General features: G+C 56.6%; 17 protein-coding genes. 7 read left to right on the top strand and 10 right to left on the bottom strand.

The features are described from left to right. The first annotated feature begins 58 nt into the window (after positions 1-58). The gene (locus tag GRH90_RS04330) at positions 59-505 is read left to right on the top strand and encodes a YccF domain-containing protein (RefSeq protein WP_162364651.1); all 447 of its coding nucleotides are present in this window, start codon (positions 59-61) and stop codon (positions 503-505) included. 33 nt (positions 506-538) lie between these two features. Further along, positions 539-2662, top strand: coding sequence for a YccS family putative transporter (gene yccS / locus GRH90_RS04335; RefSeq protein WP_162364652.1), 2124 nt, complete (start codon positions 539-541; stop codon positions 2660-2662). Positions 2663-2706: 44 nt separating this feature from the next. Here the strand turns inward: yccS and GRH90_RS04340 are convergent, their stop codons facing one another. After that, positions 2707-3312 (bottom strand): TfoX/Sxy family DNA transformation protein, encoded by a 606-nt coding sequence (locus GRH90_RS04340; RefSeq protein WP_162364653.1) that lies wholly within the window; start codon positions 3310-3312, stop codon positions 2707-2709. Positions 3313-3521: 209 nt separating this feature from the next. Between GRH90_RS04340 and sulA the strand changes: the two genes are divergently transcribed. After that, positions 3522-4028: an SOS-induced cell division inhibitor SulA gene (sulA, locus tag GRH90_RS04345; RefSeq protein WP_162364698.1), complete on the top strand. Its 507-nt coding sequence runs from the start codon at positions 3522-3524 to the stop codon at positions 4026-4028. A gap of 349 nt (positions 4029-4377) precedes the next feature. Then, complete coding sequence (gene ompA / locus GRH90_RS04350; RefSeq protein WP_162364654.1) at positions 4378-5460, top strand: porin OmpA; 1083 nt, start codon at positions 4378-4380, stop codon at positions 5458-5460. Positions 5461-5530: 70 nt separating this feature from the next. Here ompA and matP read toward each other — a convergent pair whose 3' ends face one another. Next, positions 5531-5986 carry a macrodomain Ter protein MatP gene (matP, locus tag GRH90_RS04355; protein ID WP_162364655.1) on the bottom strand — a complete coding sequence of 152 codons (456 nt, stop codon included), beginning with the start codon at positions 5984-5986 and terminating at the stop codon, positions 5531-5533. A 209-nt stretch (positions 5987-6195) separates the two neighbouring features. On the opposite strand from matP, the gene GRH90_RS04360 reads away from it, so the two are divergent. Together GRH90_RS04360 and fabA are read left to right on the top strand one after the other, a co-directional pair. Next, a complete protein-coding gene (locus GRH90_RS04360; RefSeq protein ID WP_162364656.1) occupies positions 6196-7947 on the top strand; it encodes an AAA family ATPase in 1752 nt (583 codons plus the stop codon). Between the two features lie 64 nt (positions 7948-8011). Beyond that, positions 8012-8530 carry a bifunctional 3-hydroxydecanoyl-ACP dehydratase/trans-2-decenoyl-ACP isomerase gene (gene fabA, locus GRH90_RS04365; RefSeq protein ID WP_162364657.1) on the top strand — a complete coding sequence of 173 codons (519 nt, stop codon included), beginning with the start codon at positions 8012-8014 and terminating at the stop codon, positions 8528-8530. 57 nt (positions 8531-8587) lie between these two features. Here fabA and rmf read toward each other — a convergent pair whose 3' ends face one another. The 6 genes from rmf to rlmKL all read right to left on the bottom strand — a co-directional run bounded on the left by rmf (position 8588) and on the right by rlmKL (position 16628). Continuing rightward, the gene (rmf, locus tag GRH90_RS04370) at positions 8588-8755 is read right to left on the bottom strand and encodes a ribosome modulation factor (RefSeq protein ID WP_162364658.1); all 168 of its coding nucleotides are present in this window, start codon (positions 8753-8755) and stop codon (positions 8588-8590) included. Positions 8756-9022: 267 nt separating this feature from the next. After that, positions 9023-9595, bottom strand: coding sequence for a membrane integrity-associated transporter subunit PqiC (gene pqiC, locus GRH90_RS04375; protein WP_162364659.1), 573 nt, complete (start codon positions 9593-9595; stop codon positions 9023-9025). Beyond that, positions 9595-11235 carry an intermembrane transport protein PqiB gene (pqiB, locus tag GRH90_RS04380; protein WP_162364660.1) on the bottom strand — a complete coding sequence of 547 codons (1641 nt, stop codon included), beginning with the start codon at positions 11233-11235 and terminating at the stop codon, positions 9595-9597. Before pqiB ends, pqiC begins: the two co-directional genes overlap by 1 nt. Continuing rightward, a complete protein-coding gene (gene pqiA / locus GRH90_RS04385) occupies positions 11222-12493 on the bottom strand; it encodes a membrane integrity-associated transporter subunit PqiA (RefSeq protein ID WP_162364661.1) in 1272 nt (423 codons plus the stop codon). Before pqiA ends, pqiB begins: the two co-directional genes overlap by 14 nt. A 74-nt stretch (positions 12494-12567) precedes the next feature. Beyond that, the gene (locus tag GRH90_RS04390) at positions 12568-14499 is read right to left on the bottom strand and encodes an ABC transporter ATP-binding protein (RefSeq protein WP_162364662.1); all 1932 of its coding nucleotides are present in this window, start codon (positions 14497-14499) and stop codon (positions 12568-12570) included. A 5-nt stretch (positions 14500-14504) separates the two neighbouring features. Continuing rightward, positions 14505-16628, bottom strand: a complete 2124-nt coding sequence (gene rlmKL, locus GRH90_RS04395) for a bifunctional 23S rRNA (guanine(2069)-N(7))-methyltransferase RlmK/23S rRNA (guanine(2445)-N(2))-methyltransferase RlmL (RefSeq protein WP_162364663.1) — start codon at positions 16626-16628, stop codon at positions 14505-14507. A 102-nt stretch (positions 16629-16730) separates the two neighbouring features. On the opposite strand from rlmKL, the gene GRH90_RS04400 reads away from it, so the two are divergent. Next, positions 16731-17834 (top strand): YcbX family protein, encoded by a 1104-nt coding sequence (locus GRH90_RS04400; RefSeq protein ID WP_162364664.1) that lies wholly within the window; start codon positions 16731-16733, stop codon positions 17832-17834. A gap of 58 nt (positions 17835-17892) precedes the next feature. Here the strand turns inward: GRH90_RS04400 and GRH90_RS04405 are convergent, their stop codons facing one another. Both GRH90_RS04405 and pyrD read right to left on the bottom strand, forming a co-directional pair. After that, on the bottom strand, positions 17893-18441 hold the full coding sequence (locus tag GRH90_RS04405) for a cell division protein ZapC (protein ID WP_162364665.1): 549 nt from the start codon (positions 18439-18441) through the stop codon (positions 17893-17895). A gap of 162 nt (positions 18442-18603) precedes the next feature. Next, entirely contained in the window at positions 18604-19614 is a 1011-nt protein-coding gene (pyrD, locus tag GRH90_RS04410) for a quinone-dependent dihydroorotate dehydrogenase (RefSeq protein ID WP_162364666.1), read from the bottom strand. Between the last annotated feature and the right edge of the window lie 927 nt (positions 19615-20541).

Raw genomic sequence — 20541 nt, forward strand, 5'->3', positions numbered from 1 at the left:
TATCCTTTAGGGATAAATGGTTTTAATGATAGAACTGTGAATTGGCACTTAGGGAACTATGCGTACTTTACTTAATATTCTGAACTTTATTTTGGGTGGTTTTTTTACCACGCTGGCGTGGCTTTTGGCCACCGTGCTCAGCGTTGTCCTGATATTCAGCTTGCCTTTTACCCGCTCCTGCTGGGAGATCACCAAACTTTCCCTGCTGCCCTTCGGCAATACCGCCGTGCATGTGGATGAACTGTACCCGGAAAACCGCAGCGCGGTGCTGTCGTCGGGCGGCACGCTGCTTAACGTGGTGTGGTTTGTCCTGTTCGGCTGGTGGCTTTGCCTGTCGCATATCGTCACCGGCGTAGCGCAGTGCCTGACCATTATCGGCATTCCCCCGGGTATTGCCAACTTTAAACTGGCCGTCATCGCCTTGTGGCCGGTCGGACGCCGTGTGGTTCCCGTGGAGCTGGCGGAACAGCTGCGCGCGCACCCGGACCGCCGTTTTTACCGTTGAAGCCATCATAAGGACATCAGTGTGGGATATAGCGTGCTGACTTTTGCACCGGGCTTGCGGCGTTTTGCGTTCAGCAGCCGCTGGCGTTACAACCTGCGGATTTTTATCGCGCTCGGCGGCGCCGCGGCCCTTCCCTGGTGGCTGGACATGGCCACGCTGACCATCCCGCTGACCCTGGGCGTGGTTGCCGCGGCCCTGGCGGATCTGGACGACCGCCTCAGCGGCCGGTTGCGTAATCTCCTGATCACCCTGCTGAGTTTTTTTGTCGCCGCGGTGTCGATTGAATTATTGTTTCCTTATCCCTGGCTGTTCGGCATCGGCCTGGCCGGTTCCACCTGCGGCTTTATCCTGTTGGGCGCCCTGGGGCAGCGTTATGCGACCATTGCCTTCGGCGCGTTGCTGATTGCCGTCTATACCATGCTGGGCGCCGCCATGTACCAGACCTGGTATTTGCAGCCGGCGCTACTGCTGGCGGGCGCTATCTGGTATAGCGTGCTGACCTTGTTCGGCCACCTGCTGTTCCCTATCCGCCCGCTGCAAGACAACCTGGCCCGTTGCTATAGCAACCTGGGCCATTATCTCGACGCCAAGGCCAATCTGTTCGACCCCGATACCGAGGGGCCGGACGACAGCGCCCTTATCGAGGTGGCGATGGCGAACGGCAACCTGGTGCAGGCGCTTAATCAAACCAAGGCGTCGCTGCTGACCCGGTTGCGCGGCGATCGCGGCCAGCGCGGCACCCGCCGTACGCTACATTATTACTTTGTGGCGCAGGATATTCACGAACGCGCCAGTTCGTCCCATGTGCAGTATCGGCAACTGCGGGAACAGCTGCGCTACAGCGACGTGCTGTTCCGCTTCCAGCGACTGCTGGCGATGCAGGCGCGCGCCTGCGAATCCTTATCCCAGTCTATCCTGCTGCACCAGACCTATCAGCACGACGGTCGTTTCGAACGCGCCTTCAGTCATCTGGACGCCGCCATCGACCGGGCTGCGGTGCCCGGCCAGATAAAAGCGTTAAAACATCTGCTGAACAACCTGCGCGCCATCGACGCGCAGCTGTCCACCATTGAATCGGAACAGGCTATTGCCCGCAGCAGCCCGGAAGAGAATAACCTGGCCGACGATAAGCTGACCGGCTGGAGCGATATCCGCATGCGCATCAGCCGTAATCTCAGCCCGGAATCGGCGCTGTTCCGCCACGCCGTGCGGATGTCGCTGGTGCTGTGCATCGGCTACGCGTTTATCCAGCTGAGCGGGATGCGCTATGGCTATTGGATCCTGCTGACCAGCCTGTTCGTCTGCCAGCCCAACTACCAGGCGACGCGCCGCCGGCTGGCGTTAAGGATAGTCGGCACGCTGGCGGGCATCCTGATCGGCCTGCCAATCCTGTATTTTGTCCCGTCCATCGAAGGGCAAATGATATTGATTGTGGTCAGCGGCACGCTGTTCTTTGCCTTTCGCAACGTCCAGTATGCCCAGGCGACCATGTTCATCACCCTGCTGGTCATGCTGTGCTTTAACCTGCTGGGCGAAGGATTCGATGTCGCGGTGCCGCGGGTGTTCGACACCTTCGTCGGGTGCGCCATCGCCTGGGCCGCGGTCAGTTTTATCTGGCCGGACTGGCGTTTCCGGCGCCTGCCGGCGGTGATGAATAACAGCCTCTCGGCCAATTGCCGCTATCTCGACGCCATTTTGGTGCAGTACCACCAGGGCAGGGACAATCGCCTGGAGTACCGCGTGGCGCGCCGGGATGCCCATAACCGCGATGCGGAACTGGCCTCGGTGGTATCAAACATGGCGGCTGAGCCCAGGACCCACAGTGAACTGCTGGAGTCGGCATTTCGCCTGTTGTGCCTTAACCATACATTCCTGAGCTATATTTCCACCCTGGGAGCGCACCGGGGACCGATTGCCGATCCGGCGCTGCTGCACGTGCTGGACGACGCCGCCTGTTATATGGACGACGCGTTGCAATACCAGGCGCAGTTCGCGCAGCGGGTAGATCAGGAGCGGGAACGGCTAATCACCCGCATCCACCAGGTGCTGCCGGATCCGGAAGCCAGGGAACAGTTGGTTTTGCAGCAAATCGGCCTATTGCTTGAGCTGCTGCCGGAGCTGATTGCGCGCAAGCAGGATATTGAAAAACGGTCCTGATCCATAGTGCCACCTTCCTGGCGGCACTATGGATCAATCGGCTGCTAGCGGCAGGAGAGCCGCTCGAACCAGGCCAGGAGCTCGCTGCGTTGGCCTTGGGGCAGCGCGGCGTAATGGCGGCCCGCCAGCGCGCCCTCCAGCGCTAACAGCACCTTCACGCTCAGGTTATGCTTGATTTTGCGCAGCTTCAGATAGCTGCTTTTGGCGCCGTAGGCGCGCAACGCATCGATATCCTGGATACCCGCTTTCCATAACAAGCGCTCGATGCCCTGGCCGATGTTAGGTAAATCCTTTAACCGCAGGCTGGCCGCCTTGGCGCGGGTTTCATGCGTGGCCTCGTTTATGGCCTGGTGCGCCAGGCCCAGCAGCGTCTTGACCTCACCCCACAGGCGCTCGTCGACATGATAATAGTTAAGCGACACCGGCATGCCCCGCTTGGTGTAAATTAGCCGGCGCATTCCCTCGGCCAGGAAGATATGCTCGCTTTGCCGGGTACCCCGCAGATAAAGCTCATCGTCCAGGATCAGGCCGAACATGATCTTATCCGAGGCAATACTGTAACCGCCGAACTGCGAGCGGGTGGAGATATCACCCAAGGGGGAAAAAAAAATTTTTGCCTGTGAAATCCGGCAATTATGCAGCGCATCCATGAACTTCTCCTTGTTGTGAACCGTGAGATTCCTTACTCAACATTCGTAACCGCCAATAAAAATACGGTATTTTCCCGATGGGTTTCAACTTAATATCGGCCCGCCGGCCATAAAGTGGCAATTCTGCGAAGGTCATTAAATTTTTGGTTGATTTCCATGCCAATCCCCTATACTGTGTTTTTATACAGTTACACAGGGGCGGACACATTATGCAGACTCAATTCCATGCCATCTCTACTCCGGCGCAGCTTACCCAGGGTGAAAAGGCGGTCGATAAAACGACGGCCGCCGTGGGACAGGGTTTTATCAGCGAAGTGGTTTATTTCGAGGATCAGCCGGTTGTCGGACATATTCTGCTGCCGTTACTGCGTCTGTTGGGCACGCAGTCGCGCTGGCTGCTGTGGCTCACTTCATCGCGTAAATTGAGCCGCCCCTGGCTGGAGCAATCCGGGCTGCCGTTGGAAAAAATGGTGCAGTTGCGCCAGCCCACCGCTTTTGACACCGTCGCCGCGATGGAAAAAGCGCTGCTGACCGGAAATTACAGCGTCATTTTGGGTTGGTTTCCGACGGAATTGACGGTGGATGAAAAGATTCGCCTGCGCGACGCCGCGCAGCATGGAGGCACTTACGGGTTCATTATGTACCCGCAAAATGAGGTTTGCCGCAAATCTGGACAGTTTTCAGGCTTAAAGATTCATTCTACTTTGTATCATTAAGTAAATTTAAGATTAATCTCATAAGGGGCGTGAAAACCTGTGATTTACGCCCCTTTAATTTAGAACAATCCAGTATATACGCGGTTCCCCGCCATCAACTGCGCCTAAAGCACCCCCTGTTTTCCCGCCGATATCATCAATGAAGCCTATATGAAACGCTGTTTTTTATTAGCGGCTTACTACATCTTACTTGTAAGTTTCCCACTTCGTTGTAGACTTTAATTCGCCAGGGCTGCTCTATAACGCCTTATGGGCGATGTACAAAGGCAGAGCATGGACACTGGCAATGGAATATTTAAATTAGCTTTAAGAGCTCATTGCCTATTTGGATGATAACGAGGCGCAAAAAATGAAAAAGACAGCTATCGCACTTGCAGTGGCACTGGCGGGTTTCGCGACCGTAGCGCAAGCCGCTCCGAAAGACAACACCTGGTACACCGGTGGTAAACTGGGCTGGTCCCAGTATCACGATACCGGGTTCTATGGTAACGGTTATGACAGCCGCATCGGCAATGGTCCTACCCGCAACGATCAAATCGGCGCAGGTGCCTTTGTTGGTTACCAGGCTAACCCTTACTTAGGGTTTGAACTGGGTTATGATTGGCTGGGACGTATGGCGTATAAAGGCAGCGTTGATAACGGTGCGTTTAAAGCCCAAGGCATTCAGTTGACCACTAAACTGAGCTACCCGCTTAACGATGACCTGGACATATATACCCGTCTGGGTGGTATGGTTTGGCGTGCTGATTCCAAAGCCAACTACAACAACGGAGCCGGTGGTCGCCTGAGCGATAACGATTCTGGCGTTTCTCCGTTGGCGGCTGCGGGTCTTGAATACGCAGTAACCAAAAACTGGGCAACCCGTCTGGAATACCAGTGGACCAACAATATCGGCGATGCCGGTACCGTTGGCGCACGTCCTGACAATGCCCTGCTGAGCGTGGGTGTTTCTTACCGTTTCGGTCAAGACGACGTAGCCGCTCCTGCACCGGCTCCTGCCGCTGCGCCGGCTCCGGTTGTTCAGACCAAACATTTCACCCTGCGTTCAGACGTACTGTTTGCTTTCAACAAGTCACAGTTGAAACCTGAAGGTCAGCAGGCTCTGGACCAACTGTATTCCCAGCTGAGCTCGATGGATCCTAAAGACGGTTCCGTTGTAGTCCTGGGCTTTACCGACCGTATCGGTTCTGAAGAATACAACCAGAAACTGTCCCAGGCTCGTGCTCAGAGCGTCGTGAGCTACCTGGTATCCAAGGGCATTCCTTCAGACAAGATTTCCGCACGTGGCATGGGCGAATCTAACCCAGTCACCGGCAATACTTGCGACAACGTGAAACCGCGTGCAGCGTTAATCAACTGCCTGGCGCCGGATCGTCGCGTAGAAATCGAAGTGAAAGGCATCAAAGAAGTAGTAACCCAGCCGCAGGCTTAAGTGTTATTAGCTTCATAAAAAAACCCCGCCCGGCGGGGTTTTTTATTTTCCGTCCCGCCGTTTCTCCCCGCTAGCCCTCTTCGCCGAGGATGGCTTTTAAATCTTCCTTTAGCGATGACATCTGCGTAGCATATTTTTCTTTGCGCTCCGCATCCTCCAGCAGGTTGACAATGGTTTCCGAGAGGGTCTTGCCCCGTCGTTGCGCCAATGCCGCCAAACGCTGCCAGACCAGGTATTCCAGATCGATGGATTTTTTACGCGTATGCTGATGCTCGGCGTTAAAATGACGTTTGCGCCGCGCCCGTATCGTCTGCTTCATACGATTATCAAGCGCGGGATTCATATTCTCCCGGATCCAGAGAATAATATTGTCTGGCTGGTGCTCGTAAAGCATCAGGGCGCCAACCGCCTCCTCCGCCGCGCTGTTTTCCTCATGGCGGGTGATACGCTCACCTTCGCGATGTTTTTTTACCAGATAGGTCCACTTCCATCCGGTTTCCAGGTTTTCAAGCTGTTGGTATTTCATAATGCGTTCACCTGTGACCGTGTAACGTTAAGCTGATAATAGCAGTTCCTCGGTCAAAATCCCCAACATTCATCATATTCTGTCTGTTTTTTAATCATCAACGGCGTCAAGTTTCCCTGAATAGCCTTTGAATGCAAGATGCGTGAGACTCGGAGAGGGAAATTCTTGTATAATCCCCGTTTCCCTGTTTAGCGACGTTACCTATTACCTTGACCATTAAACAATTAGAATGGAAATATTTAACTCCCGAGCTTTCGCCTTTCGAAGCGGTGTTTGCCCAACCCTACCAGCCTATGCCAGCACCTATGGATGTGCTGCAGCCTCGTTTGATGGATGGCCTGACGCAGTTTTGCCATTCCCGCTCGCCGAGCCGTTTTATGCTGCTCACCGCGCAGGAAGATGAGGAATATTTCCAGTTAATCACCGAGACCGCCAAACAGCTGTTGCCCCCGGGCGAAAGCGTTATCGGCAGCCGTTATGTGATTACGGGTAATGGCGTGACGGTTCAACCCGCCACCCGGTCCGAGGACAATTTTGCCGGCCGGGCCCGCGGTATTTACCAGACCTGGATCGAGCATGAGCAGCTGTTTGGCTGCGTCAGGTGTTACCGTGACGTCATCGATTTGCAGCCCGGCAAGATCCATGAAGCCAACGGCGGGGTGCTGGTATTAGGCGCCAAGGCCCTGGCCAGCCAACCGTTAATGTGGCTACGCCTGAAACAGATGATCATACAGCAGCGTTTCGACTGGCTGGCGCTGGACGAAACGCGTCCGTTGCCGGTGTCGGTGCCGTCGATGCCGCTCGATCTTCGCCTGATTATTATCGGCGATCGCGAGTCGCTGGCCGACTTGAGCGACCTGGAGCCCGACCTGACCAGGCTGGCGCTCTATTCCGAGTTTGAGTCCGATGTGAAGATCCTGGCGCCGGAAGATATGCAAAACTGGTGCGCCTACGTCAACACCCTGCTGCGCAACCTGGCGCTGCCGCCACTGACCCCGGACGCCTGGCCGGAAATGCTCCGGCAGGCGGTACGTTACAGCGGCGATCAATACCAGCTGCCGCTTTGTCCGCAGTGGCTGACCCGGCGCTTCAAGGAAGCGGTGCTGTATAGCGAGCAGGGCGTCATTACCTCTGAAGCCTTGTATAACAGCAACCGGACGCGGATCTGGCGTGAAAGTTATCTCACCGAGCGTATGCAGGATGAGATATCCGAAGGACAGATCATGGTGGAAACCGAGGGAGCGATGGTCGGCCAGGTTAATGCGCTGTCGGTACTGGATTTCCCGGGTCATCCCCTGCCGTTTGGCGAACCCTCGCGCATCAGCTGCGTGGTCCATCTGGGCGACGGCGAAATTAACGATGTTGAACGTAAAGCCGAGCTGGGCGGTAATCTTCATGCCAAAGGCATGATGATCATGCAGGCGTTCCTGATGGCATCGCTGGAACTGGACCAGCAGCTGCCCTTCTCCGCATCGCTGGTCTTTGAGCAGTCCTATGGCGAGGTGGACGGCGACAGCGCGTCCCTGGCCGAGTTAAGCGCCTTAATCAGCGCTTTGTCCGGCAAACCCATCGTGCAGCAGATTGCCGTCACCGGTTCCGTGGATCAGTTTGGCCGCGTCCAGCCCATCGGTGGCGCGAATGAAAAAATCGAAGGGTTCTTTGCCCTGTGCCAGAGCCGTGGGCTGGATGGTTCCCACGGCGTGATTATCCCCGCCGCCAATGTGCGCCACCTGTGTCTGCATGAGGAGCTGGTCGAGGCGGTACGGAATGAGCAATTCCATATCTGGCCGGTGGAGACCATTGATGAGGCGTTGGAGTTACTGACCGGGATCCCTTACGATCACGAGCAGAAACCTAATCTGATTGCTTCAATACGCGAGCGCATCGCTTATATTAATCAGCACGAACGCCTGCGTTTACCCTGGGGATTCCGCTGGCTTAACTGGTTTAACCAGAGCTGATGGGCTTGTCCGGAGTAACGATGTTAGTTAATGTGCGTGATTCATTGATAAAGGTTTGGATAACATGGTAGATAAACGCGACTCTTATACGAAAGAAGACCTGCTTGCCTGCAGCCGCGGGGAATTGTTCGGTAAAGAAGGCCCGCCGCTTCCCGCGGGAAATATGCTGATGATGGACCGCGTGGTCAAGATGACCGAAGACGGCGGTAGTCACAATAAAGGTTACGTTGAAGCCGAATTGGATATCCATCCTGACATGTGGTTCTTTGGTTGCCATTTTATCGGCGATCCGGTCATGCCCGGCTGCCTGGGACTGGATGCCATGTGGCAGTTGGTCGGGTTCTATCTCGGCTGGCTGGGTGGCGAAGGCAAAGGTCGCGCGCTAGGGGTGGGTGAAGTGAAATTTACCGGTCAGGTACTGCCATCAGCTAAGCTGGTCACGTACCGCATCCATTTTCGCCGTGTGGTCAACCGCCGCCTGGTGATGGGCCTCGCCGATGCCGAAATGCTGTGCGACGGCCAGGTTATTTATACCGCCAGCGATTTAAAAGTGGGTTTATTTAAAGATACCGGCGCGTTCTAACGCCTGAATATAAAACCTCCGCGAAAGCGGAGGTCAATTCCTTTGCTGACAAGTGGCTTATAACGTCACCGACCTGTCCTCCATGGCCTTTCGCCAACCTCCCAACCAGTGAGACCGTGCATCCAAGGACTGAAAAGGACATATTTCACTTGAGCGTCCGGATAATCCCGCTTGATAGCCACGTGAATGCGCACGTTCAAGGCGATCTCGTTTTTGTCTCTTCATGCCGTGTTTCCCTCATCTTGTTTGGTGGAAAGAAAACGGTAATCACATCTCTGCGATTACACTTTTATCTTTAACGATAACAGGAGCAGAAATCAACGCAGCATTTCACAAAAGCGTCATATCAAAAATGCATAATGGGCACATTTTGCCTTAATACGTGGTGCCCACACCCCGGTTAAGCTGCTGAAAAGACATTAAACAACGCGCCTGGACCATTAATAAATCTTAACTGTGCCCGGCGCGTTTTTGTTTTAGAACGTTTTGTTATTAAGGCAGCCGCGAAATTTGTCCCGCGGCATCCTTGCCGATTTGCAGCCAGCCCTGGGCCAATGTCCTCACCAGGGCGTCATACCCGTCCTGATCCTGTTTCAGGGCCAGGATGAACGGGTGGCGGCTGACCTGGCCGTTATGCGTCAGCAGCCATTCACCCTGGATAATCGCCCGGCCGTCGTAACGGCCGTGGAATCCGGTTACGTTGAATTCCAGCTGGTCCTGGTCCCCCTGCGCCTGGCTGGCGGAAACCAGTACGCCCGGCAGGGCGTTGCTTAAATTGGCGACCATGGTCTGCTGCAACTGTTGCTCCAGCGGGCTAGCCCACAGGTTATTGCTGGCGGTGACATAGCGTACGTCGCTCTCCTGGAACACCACGCCGCTGCCCGCCAGGTAATCCGAGACGTTGACGCGAGACAGCCATACATGCCGCGCGCCGACGGCAGACGGCAGCCGCTGGCCGTCGTCGCTCGCCTGCGGCGCTATCGGCAGCTGGTAATAGTGCTTATCATTGTTGCCGCCACAGGCGACCAGCATGAACGCCAGCGCCACCAGGATCCCTTTTCTCATTATTTAGCCCTCTTTGGCTTCGGGTCGTTACCGCTATCTGCCTCGAAGACCAATGCGTTGCTCTTGTTGTTCAGCGTACGCAATACCGGCTGCAGTTCCCGCAGGACCTGATCGAGTCGTTGCATATTGTCCACCATCTTATTGTATGCCGGAGAGCCGGGCTGGAACCCTTTCATGCTGCTGTTCAGCTCACGCAGGGTGCGCTGCATATCCTGCGGCAGTTGCTGCATCGACTGGCTTTCCGTGATCTGATTTACCGATTTCAAGGTCTTTTGCAGCTCGCGCAGGGTACTTTGGCTTTGCGCCAGGGTGCTGGTGGCTTCGTCAATCATCGGGTTAAGCGGCAGGCTGTTGATTTTATCAAGCGTCGTCATCAGCTTCTGCTGGATCTGCGCCAGGCCGCCGCTGGTGGTCGGCAACACCGGATAACCGTTAACCGTTTTTTCACCGTCCCAAGGCTTGGCCTGCGGATAAAAATCAAGATCGACAAACAGCGATCCGGTCAGCAGGCTGGCGCTTTTCAACGAGGCGCGTAGTCCGTGCTCCCCTGCTTCTTGAACGCGCTTGTTGATATCGAATTTATCACCCAGCTTGCCGGCAAGGCGATCCGGTTCGATACGGATCAGCACCGGTATCTGGTAATTATTGTCGATTGTCTGTTTGACCGCGGTCTCGAGGAAAGGCACCTGGGCGACGGTGCCCAGGCGGATGCCGCGAAATTCCACCGGCGCGCCGGGCTGCAGGCCGCGCACGGAATCGTTAAAGAACAGCAGGTAATCTTTATGCACCGTATACAATGAGTCCGAAATACTGTTCTTGTTATCAAACAGCTGATAGACCTGGTGTTCAGTGGCGCGATCGCCCAGATCCCAGCCGGTGGGCACGTCAAAACTCACGCCGCCGCTGAATAAAGTGGTCAGCGAGCCCATTTCCACCCGCATGCCCTGGGCGGACATATCAAAGGCCACGCCGCTGTCTTTCCAAAAACGCACGTTGCTGGTGACCAGGCTGTCGTAAGGCGCGCTGATAAACAACTGATAGCGCATCTTGCGCTGTTTGGGATCGAAGTAGCTGGTTTGCACCGTGCCGACCCTGAAGCCGCGGAACAGCACCGGATCCCCGGCATTGAGCTGCCCGGACTGGTCGCTGTCGAGTTCGACGCGGATCCCCTTGGCATCCGGCGAGGCCAGCGGCGGCGAATCCAGCAGTTGAAAGGTGTTGGCTTCCTCGGCGTTGGTGCCGGGCTGCAGCTGGATATAGGCCCCGGACAGCAGGGTGCCCAGGCCCGAGATCCCTTCCCGGCCTATCTGCGGTTTCACCACCCAGAACGCGGAATCGTGGCGCAGCAGTTTTTCCATGCCGTTATTGATGCGGGCTTTGATTTCCACCTGCCGCAGGTTCTCGCTCAAGACCACGCTTTCCACCATACCGACGTCGACGCTGCGGCTTTTGATTGCCGTCTTGCCGGCCTCGATGCCTTCCGCGCTGGTGGTGGTCAGGGTAATCACTTTGCCCTGATGGCTAAAGTGGTAATAAAGGATCCATGCGCCAATCAGCACCGTCACTATCGGAATGATCCAGACCGGCGACCAGCGCTTGATTTTCTCCACCTGGGCGACGTCGTATTTATTTTCCGTCAACGGAAGACTCCTTTTGGTTTTTTTTCTCGGCCCGATCCCAAATGAGACGCGGGTCGAACATCTGTGCGGCAAACATGGTAATCATCACCACCATGGCAAATAACACCGCGCCGATGCCCGGCGTAATACTCATCAGTTGCCCCATTCTCACCAGTCCGGAAAGCACAGCAATCACAAACACGTCAATCATCGACCAGCGGCCGACAAATTCGACTATCTCATATAGAAAATGCATCCGTTCGCTATCGGCCCGTCCCTCCTCCCTGCGCGCATCCCAGCACAGCCAGGCCAGGGCAATCATTTTCAGGGTCGGCACCATGATGCTGGCGATAAAAATCACCATCGCCACCGGATAGGAACCGTCATCCCACAGCAGGATCACCCCGGCAATAATAGTCGAGTTAAGCTTGCTGCCCAAGCCTTCGGTTATCATGATTGGCAGGATATTGGCCGGGATATACAGCATGATGGAGGTGATCAGCAGCGCCATGGTCCATTGCAGGCTATTGTGCCGCCTGGCGTGCTCACGTGTCCGGCAGCGGGGACAGGTACGCTGCGCGGCCGGCAGGATCAGGGTGCAGCAGCTGCAGGCGCGGATCCCCTGGGCCAGCCCGCCGACGCCCGGCCTCACCAGGGCCACCGGCGACACCGCCGGCATGATGTTATCCCATAACCAGCGCTGGTCGATACATTGGAAAGCCCGTTGCTGTAGCAGGCAAAACAGGCAAAACGGCAGGAAACTGATGCCGACGCCGATGTCGCCATAGGCCATGAGTTTGACAAAGCTGACCAGCACGCCCGCCAGGAAAATTTCCGCCATGCCCCAGGCGCGCAGGGCAAACAAGGATTTGGCCATAAAGGCCTTCAGCCGAAACGCCAGGGGGACCTCGAAGCACAGCAGGATGATAACGATCATGCAAACGGCGGGGATCAGCTGGACGAACAGCAGGAACAGGCTGGCCAGGCTGGAAAAGTGATCCGCCACCATGATGCCGGGGATCTGCGGCAGGGTAATCTCGCGCCCGATACCCGACACCTTCATATTTACAAAGGGGAATAAATTGGCCAGCACCAGCATAATCAGGGCGCTGATGGCAAACATTACCGGCTGGGCGCGGGCATTGGACCAGCGGCTGATCAGGGTATTGCCGCAGCGGGGACAGACCCCTTTCTGGCCCGGGTTTAATTCCGGCAGCGCCACCAGGAGGTCGCAATGTGGGCAAAGCACGTATTTAGGGTGATGAACGGCAGAACACATGCATTCCTCCTGATTGTTGCCGATGCCGTTTAGCCGCCCGGCCGGGATTCCCACCAATCCCGGCCGGGTTGGGTTTACTCTTTGGGACCGTTTTTCAACGCTTCCAACTCTTCCCAACGGGCAAAGGCCTTCTCCAGCGCCTGTTCGGCGCCGGCCAGCTGCGCGATGACCACCTGGGTTTTTTCATGGGACTGGCTGAAAAAATCCGCTTGGGTCATTTGGGCCTGCAGGTCGTTGATTTCCTGCTCCAGCCGCTCGATTTCCTGCGGCAGCATTTCCAGCTCGCGCTGTAGGTTATAACTCAATTTAGTGGTTGCGCGCTTAGCATTAAACGTCTTTGCAGCTTCGTTAGCGCTATTTTTTTCGCGGGCGGGGGTAACAGCCGGCGCGGCGGCACGCAAAGCGCGCATATTGCGGCGCTGGCTCTGCGCGTCGAAATAACCGCCGACAAAGCTGCTGATCCGGCCTTCGCCTTCAAAAATCCAGCACTCGGTCACCGAGTTATCCACGAACTGGCGGTCATGGCTAACCAGCAGCACCGTGCCCTGGTAGCTGTCGATCATCTCTTCCAGCAGTTCCAGCGTCTCGACGTCCAGGTCATTGGTCGGTTCATCGAGAATCAGCAGGTTACTGGGATTGAGGAACAGTTTAGCCAATAGTAACCGGTTACGCTCGCCACCGGACAAGGCTTTCACCGGCGTCATGGCGCGCTTGGGATGGAACAGGAAATCCTGCAAATAGCCCAGCACATGGCGCGAGCGGCCGTTAACCATCACTTCCTGTTTGCCTTCCGCCAGGTTGTCCATTACCGTGCGTTCCGGATCCAGTTCGGCGCGATGTTGGTCGAAATAGGCCACTTCCAGCTTGGTGCCGCAGTGGATGCGCCCGCTGTCCGGCTGCAGTTGGCCAAGCATCAGTTTTAACAACGTGGTCTTGCCGCAGCCGTTAGGGCCTATCAGGGCGATTTTATCGCCACGCTGGACCTGCGCGCTGAAGCCGCTGACCAGCGCCTTATCCGCCAGACGGTAGCTGACGTCTTCCATTTCAAACACAATCTTGCCCGAGCGGGTGGCTTCCTCTACCTGCATCTTGGCGCTGCCGAGGACTTCACGACGTTCGTTTCTTTCATTGCGCAGCGCCTTTAACGCGCGCACGCGGCCCTCGTTGCGGGTGCGCCTGGCCTTGATGCCCTGGCGGATCCACACTTCTTCCTGCGCCAGCTTTTTATCGAATTCGGCGTTTTGCAGCTCCTGTACCCGCAGCTCTTCTTCTTTACCCTCGAGGTATTTATCGTAGTTGCCCGGCCAGGAGACCAGCTTGCCGCGATCCAGATCGACAATGCGCGTAGCCATGCTGCGGATAAACGAACGGTCATGGGAGATAAAGATAATGCTGCCGGGGAAACTTTTCAGGAAGGTTTCCAACCAGTCAATGGTTTCGATATCCAGATGGTTGGTCGGTTCGTCCAGCAGCAGGATCTGCGGCTCGCATACCAGGGCGCGGCCGAGCGCCGCTTTGCGCAGCCAACCGCCCGACAGGGAGGATAACTCGGTATCGGCGGTCAGGCCCAGTTGCTCGAGCACTTCGTTGATGCGCTTTTCGAGGTGCCACAGGTTCTGATGATCCAGGATCTCCTGCAACCGGCCCATTTCCATCAGGTTTTTGTCACTGGGATCTTGCTCCACCAGATGAGAAACCGCATGGTAGGCTTTCAGCGTTTGCGCCTGTTCCTGCACGCCCTCGGCCACAAAATCATAGACGCTGCCGCTAACGTTGCGCGGCGGGTCCTGCTGCAGGCGGGCGACGACCACATCCTGCTCGAAAATCAGCTGCCCGTCGTCCAGCGGCACCTCTTTACTGAGGATCTTCATCAGGGTGGACTTGCCGGCCCCGTTGCGCCCGACCAGGCAGACTCGTTCGTTACGTTCTATGTGAAGCTCGGTATTATCCAGTAGCGGCGCATCGCTGAACGATAGCCAGGCGCCGGAAAGACTGATTAGTGACATGGCGTTTATTGATCCCGATCGGCATGGCTTATCAGCCAGCTGTTGTGAATATGACGATTACGGGCGAAGTCCTGGGAGCGGGTTTGCTCGGTAATGGACCGCGCCTTCAGGCCGAGGGCCTGTAATCCTTCGGCATCCAATTGGAAGCCGCGTTTATTATTGGAAAACATAATGGTGCCGCCCGGCCGCAGTAATCTTTTCAGATCTTTCATCAACAGCAGGTGATCCCGTTGCACATCGAAGCTTTCCGACATGCGTTTTGAATTGGAGAACGTCGGGGGATCGATAAAAATCAGATCGAAGGTCTCCTGCGACAGTTCAAGCCAGGACAGGCAGTCCGCCTGGATCAGGCGGTGCTGCTTGCCGGTCAGCCCGTTGCTGCGCAGGTTTTTTTCCGCCCATTCCAGATAGGTGCGCGACATATCCACCGAGGTGGTGCTGCGCGCGCCGCCGATGCCGGCATGCACGCTGGCGCTGCCGGTGTAGGCGAACAGATTGAGGAAATCCTTGCCGCGGCTCATCTCGCCCAGCATTTTGCGCGCGATGCGATGGTCGAGGAACAAACCGGTATCGAGATAATCGGTCAGGTTAACCCAGAGTTTGGCGTCATATTCGTCCACCAGCAGGAACTCACCTTTTTGCGCCAGCTTCTCATACTGGTTTTTGCCTTTCTGCCGCTCGCGCGCCTTGACCACCAGTTGGCTGGCCGGGATGTCCAACACCGCCAGGGTCGCCGAGATGGCGTCGTACAGCCGCTGGCGCGCCTTTTCGGGTTCAATGGTTTTTGGCGCCACGTATTCTTGTATCACCACCCACGAACTGTAGCGATCTATGGCGACATTGTATTCCGGCAGGTCGGCGTCGTAGAGGCGATAACAATCCAGGTGCTGTTTGGCTGCCCATTTTTCCAGGCCGCGGATATTTTTCCGCAGCCGGTTGGCAAAGTCGGGCGCAATGCCCTGTCCGGTGGGCGTCACGTTGGGCACATCGGCCAGCAGGTAGTTTTTCTGCTCGCAGTCCAGCGGACCGTTTTTCGCTTTAAACGAACGCTCCGCGCGCAGCTGCAGCGCGCTTAACAATACCGGCGACGCGCTGAACAGCGACAGCCGCCAGCCGCCGAACCGGCTTTTCATGATGCGCCCGAGCAGGTTGTAGAGCGCTATCAGCGCCGGCTCGCTCTCCAGCCGCTCGCCGTAAGGCGGGTTGCTGATAACGGTCCCGACCGGGCCTTCAGGCAACGGGTTGGCCAAATTGGCCACATCATTGACCGTGAACGCGATCAAGGCATCGATGCCGGCGTGGTGGGCATTGGCGCGCGCTTTTTCCAACACCCGCGCGTCGTTGTCGGAGCCGAAAAAGCGGGAGGTGGCCTGGGCGGCGCCTGACTTGGCGCGCTCGCGGGCGGCGGTCAAGACCTCCTGCCACAAGGATTCGTTATGGCCGAGCCAGCCGTAAAAACCCCATTGCCGACGCAGCAGGCCCGGCGCCCGATCGGAGGCCATCAGCGCCGCTTCGATTAGCAGGGTGCCGGAGCCGCACATCGGGTCCAGCAACGGCGTGCCCGCCTGCCATCCGGAACGCAGCACGATGGCCGCCGCCAGGTTTTCCTTTAGCGGCGCCTGGCCGGCGCCGTCGCGATAGCCGCGCTGATGCAGCCCGCCGCCGCTCAGATCCAGCGAAACGATGGCATGGTCGCGGTGCAAAAAGACCTGCACGCGGATATCCGGCTGCTGTTTGGCCACGTCCGGGCGCTGGTCCAGGGCCTCGGTAAAACCGTCGACGATGGCGTCTTTAACCCGCAGGGTGCCGTATTGGCTGTTGCGAATGGCCTCGTTGGTGCCGCTGAAATGGACGGCAAAACTTTTGTCCACCGCGAATATCGCCGGCCAGTCGATAGCCCGCACCCCTTGGTAAAGGTCATCATCGCTGAACACGTCAAAATCGGTCAGCGGCAGCAAAATGCGTGAGGCCAGGCGGCTCCAGAGCAGGCTCTGGTACAGCAGCCGATCGTCGCCACGGAAGTGCACCCCGCCCAGGGCTATTTTGCATTCGAGCGCACCCAGTGCTTCCAGCTCGCTTTTTAACAGTTCTTCTAAACCTTGTGCCGTACTGGCAAAGAGTGCGTTCATCTGGTCACTTATCATCAAAAAGAAAAATCGTTGCGCATTATAGCTAATCCCGACCCATTGTCATAAAGTTGGCCCAACAGAGTGTTCCGGCAGGGAGGCAAAATGGTCAGTTTATCGCGGTTATATATTCATCCGGTGAAGTCAATGCGCGGCTTGCAGGTATCCCATGCGCTGGTGGGCGCCGAAGGTCTGGCCTTTGACCGGATATTTATGGTTACCGAACCTGACGGCACCTTCATTACCGCCCGCCAATATCCGCAAATGGTCCTGTTTACCCCGGTAATGGTACAAAACGGCCTGCACCTGAGCGCACCGGACGGGCAAAGTGTATTGGTGCGCTTTACCGATTTCACGCCGGACGGCCACCCTACCGAAGTATGGGGCAACCATTTTACCGCGTATCTGGCTCCCGAGGCCATCAATAACTGGCTAAGCGGGTATTTAGGTCGTCCGGCGCAGCTGCGCTGGACCGGGGAGCAAAGCCGCCGGCGGGTTAAGCGCTATCCCGGCATACCGCTGTCGTTTGCCGACGGCTATCCCTTTTTGCTGGTCGGCGAGGCCTCGCTGCTGGATTTGCAGGGGCGCTGCCCCGCCGGCGTCAGGATGACCCAGTTCAGGCCGAACATGGTGGTCGCGGGTTCCGAGCCTTACGCCGAGGACGGCTGGCGGCGCATCCGCATCGGCGGCGTGGAATTCGAGCTGGTCAAGCCCTGCAGCCGCTGCGTGCTGACCACGGTCGGCGTGGAGTCGGGCCGCCGGCATCCGGCGACCGAGCCATTACGTACCTTACAGGGCTATCGCACCGCCGACAACGGCGACGTCGACTTTGGGCAAAACCTGATCGCCCGTTCCAGCGGCATGATCCGGGTCGGCGATAGCGTCGAGGTATTGGCGGAGCGGGAACCCAGGCGCTACGGCACCGGAAAGATAACCGAGCCGCTGGACCGGCCTGCCGCCGGCGAGCGTCAGGTGCGGATAAACTACCGGGGACAGCAGTTTACCGGCAATAACCGGCAGGTGTTGCTGGAACAGCTTGAGCAGCAGGGGGTACGTATTCCCTATTCATGCCGGGCGGGTATCTGCGGTACCTGCAGGGTAGAATTGCTGGAGGGCGAGGTGGCGCCGCTAAAAGCCAGCGCGCTCGAGGAACCCGGTCATGTGCTGACCTGCAGTTGCGTACCGAAAAGCGATCTGCGCCTCGGTTAACCCGGCGGAAGATATCCATCCACGGCGGCGTTGACGCCCCGGTTAACCCGTCCGGGCATTAAACCGCGGCGGCGTATTGGATATCAGCCTGCTGTGGATAGGGTAACAGCCGGTCATGCATGATTTTAATGGCGTCGCCCAGCACGATTTTGCGCGCCGCCAGGGTCAGCTGCGCCTGCGCCAGAACGCACAGGCTGGCGTTGTCGCCCGCTTCGGCCACCAGCAGCCGCGCGTATTCGCCGTTATCATTCAGGCGCACCAGCACGTCGTCGCCCATGACGGGATGCCAGTTAAGCGGCGTGGGCTGCGGCCGGAAATGCCAGCTCTTCGGCATCAGCGGCTTCAGGAAGCGTAAGGCCACCAATGCATTAAGAATAAGCTCCGCCTGTTGCTCTTCCTTTAACGGCAGCGCCCGGACCTTCTCGGCTAAGGTAAAATAGAGCGCGGCATCGTCCACGCAGAATACCGTTTCACTGAACGCATCGGGCGTCAGTGTCTTAGCGCAAAAGCGTGAGCGGAATATCATACCGTCAGCGAGATCCAGCATCATCCGATCATGTTCGGCATCATAAAACCAACGCCAATTATCGCCGGGAGTGAATTTCATCTTTAAATCCTTTCATCGCGTCGCAATCGATTATGAAATATTCTGCAAAGAATTTTAGCGTTTAGAAAATAAGTCTACGGATAAATTAGCAGTAAACGGATAAAAGATAAACGAGCCTAAGAGATAAATAAACCCCTTAGGCCGAATAATGAGGAAAAAAAATCAAATATGAGTAATGATGTCTTTAATCAGGCGTGGACCGTGAAAAATAAAACCGGAATATATTTGAATCAGTGCGGCGCCGGCGTCCATCTTTTCCCGGGCGGCGACCAGGGAATCAATTCCCCCTACTCCGATAATCGGCAGTTTACCCTTTAATTCCCGGGACAGGCGACGAATCACTTCGGTACTGCGGGCTTGTAGGGGACGGCCGCTTAACCCACCGGTCTGGCCGCAATGATTCAGGCCCCGGACCAGATGCCGGTCTGTCGTGGTATTGGTGGCGATAACCCCGTCGATATTATGGCGCACCAGGCTATCGGCAACCTGGGCAAGCTCCTCGTCCGTCAGGTCGGGGGCTATTTTAACCGCAACCGGTACATATTTGTGATGATACTTTTGCAGTTCCGCCTGCTTATTCTTAATCGCCAGCAATAAATCGTCCAGCGCTTCGCCGAATTGCAGGGTGCGCAGTCCTGGGGTATTGGGGGAGGATATGTTTATAGCTATATAGCCCGCATAAGGATATATCTTATCCATGCACGTCAGATAATCATCCTTCCCCTGCTCTACCGGCGTGGCCTTGTTTTTGCCGATATTGATCCCCAGCACGCCGCCAAAATGAGATTTCTTAACATTTTCAACCAGATAATCGACGCCTTTATTATTGAACCCCATGCGGTTGATCAGCCCCTCGGCCTCCACCAGCCGGAACAGGCGCGGTTTATCGTTACCGGGCTGCGGGCGCGGCGTTACCGTGCCGACCTCGATAAAACCAAACCCCATGGCGCCGAGCGCGTCGATGCAATCACCGTCCTTATCAAGTCCGGCGGCCAGTCCCAGCGGATTCTTAAACGTAATCCCCATGCAATTGACCGTCTTGGCCGGCACCGACTGGCGTACCAGGAATTCAAACGGCGTACCGCTAATACGGCGCAGCTGTTGAAAAGTTAATTCATGGGCACGTTCTGGATCGAGCTGAAATAAAGCCTGTCTGATGAGGGGATAAAACATTTCGTCTCCTGATATCCCGATGGCAACCGGGGCGGTATTATCGGGCATCGGGCGCGGAAAAGAAATCAAACGGCGCAAAAAAAGCGCGATCGCTCGCGCCAGATCAAAAAAGCGCCCTCACGGGGGGAGATTGCTGACAAAGAGTGGGGGTGCGCTTGCGATGAGGTTTATGTCGCCCCGGTGGGGATTTCGCTTGTGGTAAGGTTTATGTCGCCCCGACGAGGGTTTCGCTTGTGGTAAGGTTTATGTCGCCCCGGTGAGGGGTTCGCTTGTGGTAAGGTTTATGTCGCCCCGACGAGGGGTTCGCTTGTGGTAAGGTTTATGTCGCCCCGGCGAGGGGTTCGCTTGTGGTAAGGTTTATGTCGCCCCGGCGAGGGGTTCGCTTGTGGTAAGGTTTATGTCGCCCCGACGAGGGTTTCGCTTGTGGTAAGGTTTATGTCGCCCCGGTGAGGGGTTCGCTTGTGGTAAGGTTTATGTCGCCCCGACGAGGGGTTCGCTTGTGGTAAGGTTTATGTCGCCCCGGCGAGGGGTTCGCTTGTGGTAAGGTTTATGTCGCCCCGGCGAGGGGTTCGCTTGTGGTAAGGTTTATGTCGCCCCGGTGAGGGGTTCGCTTGTGGTAAGGTTTATGTCGCCCCGGCGAGGGGTTCGCTTGTGGTAAGGTTTATGTCGCCCCGACGAGGGGTTCGCTTGTGGTAAGGTTTATGTCGCCCCGGTGAGGGGTTCGCTTGTGGTAAGGTTTATGTCGCCCCGACGAGGGTTTCGCTTGCCATGCGTTGGGCGGTTATAGGTATTGCCGGGTGCCGGGAGCCTGTTTACGATTCTGTGTAAATGCCTTTTCTCAGAAGTGACCGTCCAGGCGGTCACCGAACTCGATAATAAAACGGCTCATCGCCATGCGCCAGTCCCTCAGCGGCATCGTCCATTTCT

Source organism: Acerihabitans arboris, from assembly GCF_010131535.1.
Lineage (GTDB): Bacteria > Pseudomonadota > Gammaproteobacteria > Enterobacterales > Enterobacteriaceae > Acerihabitans > Acerihabitans arboris.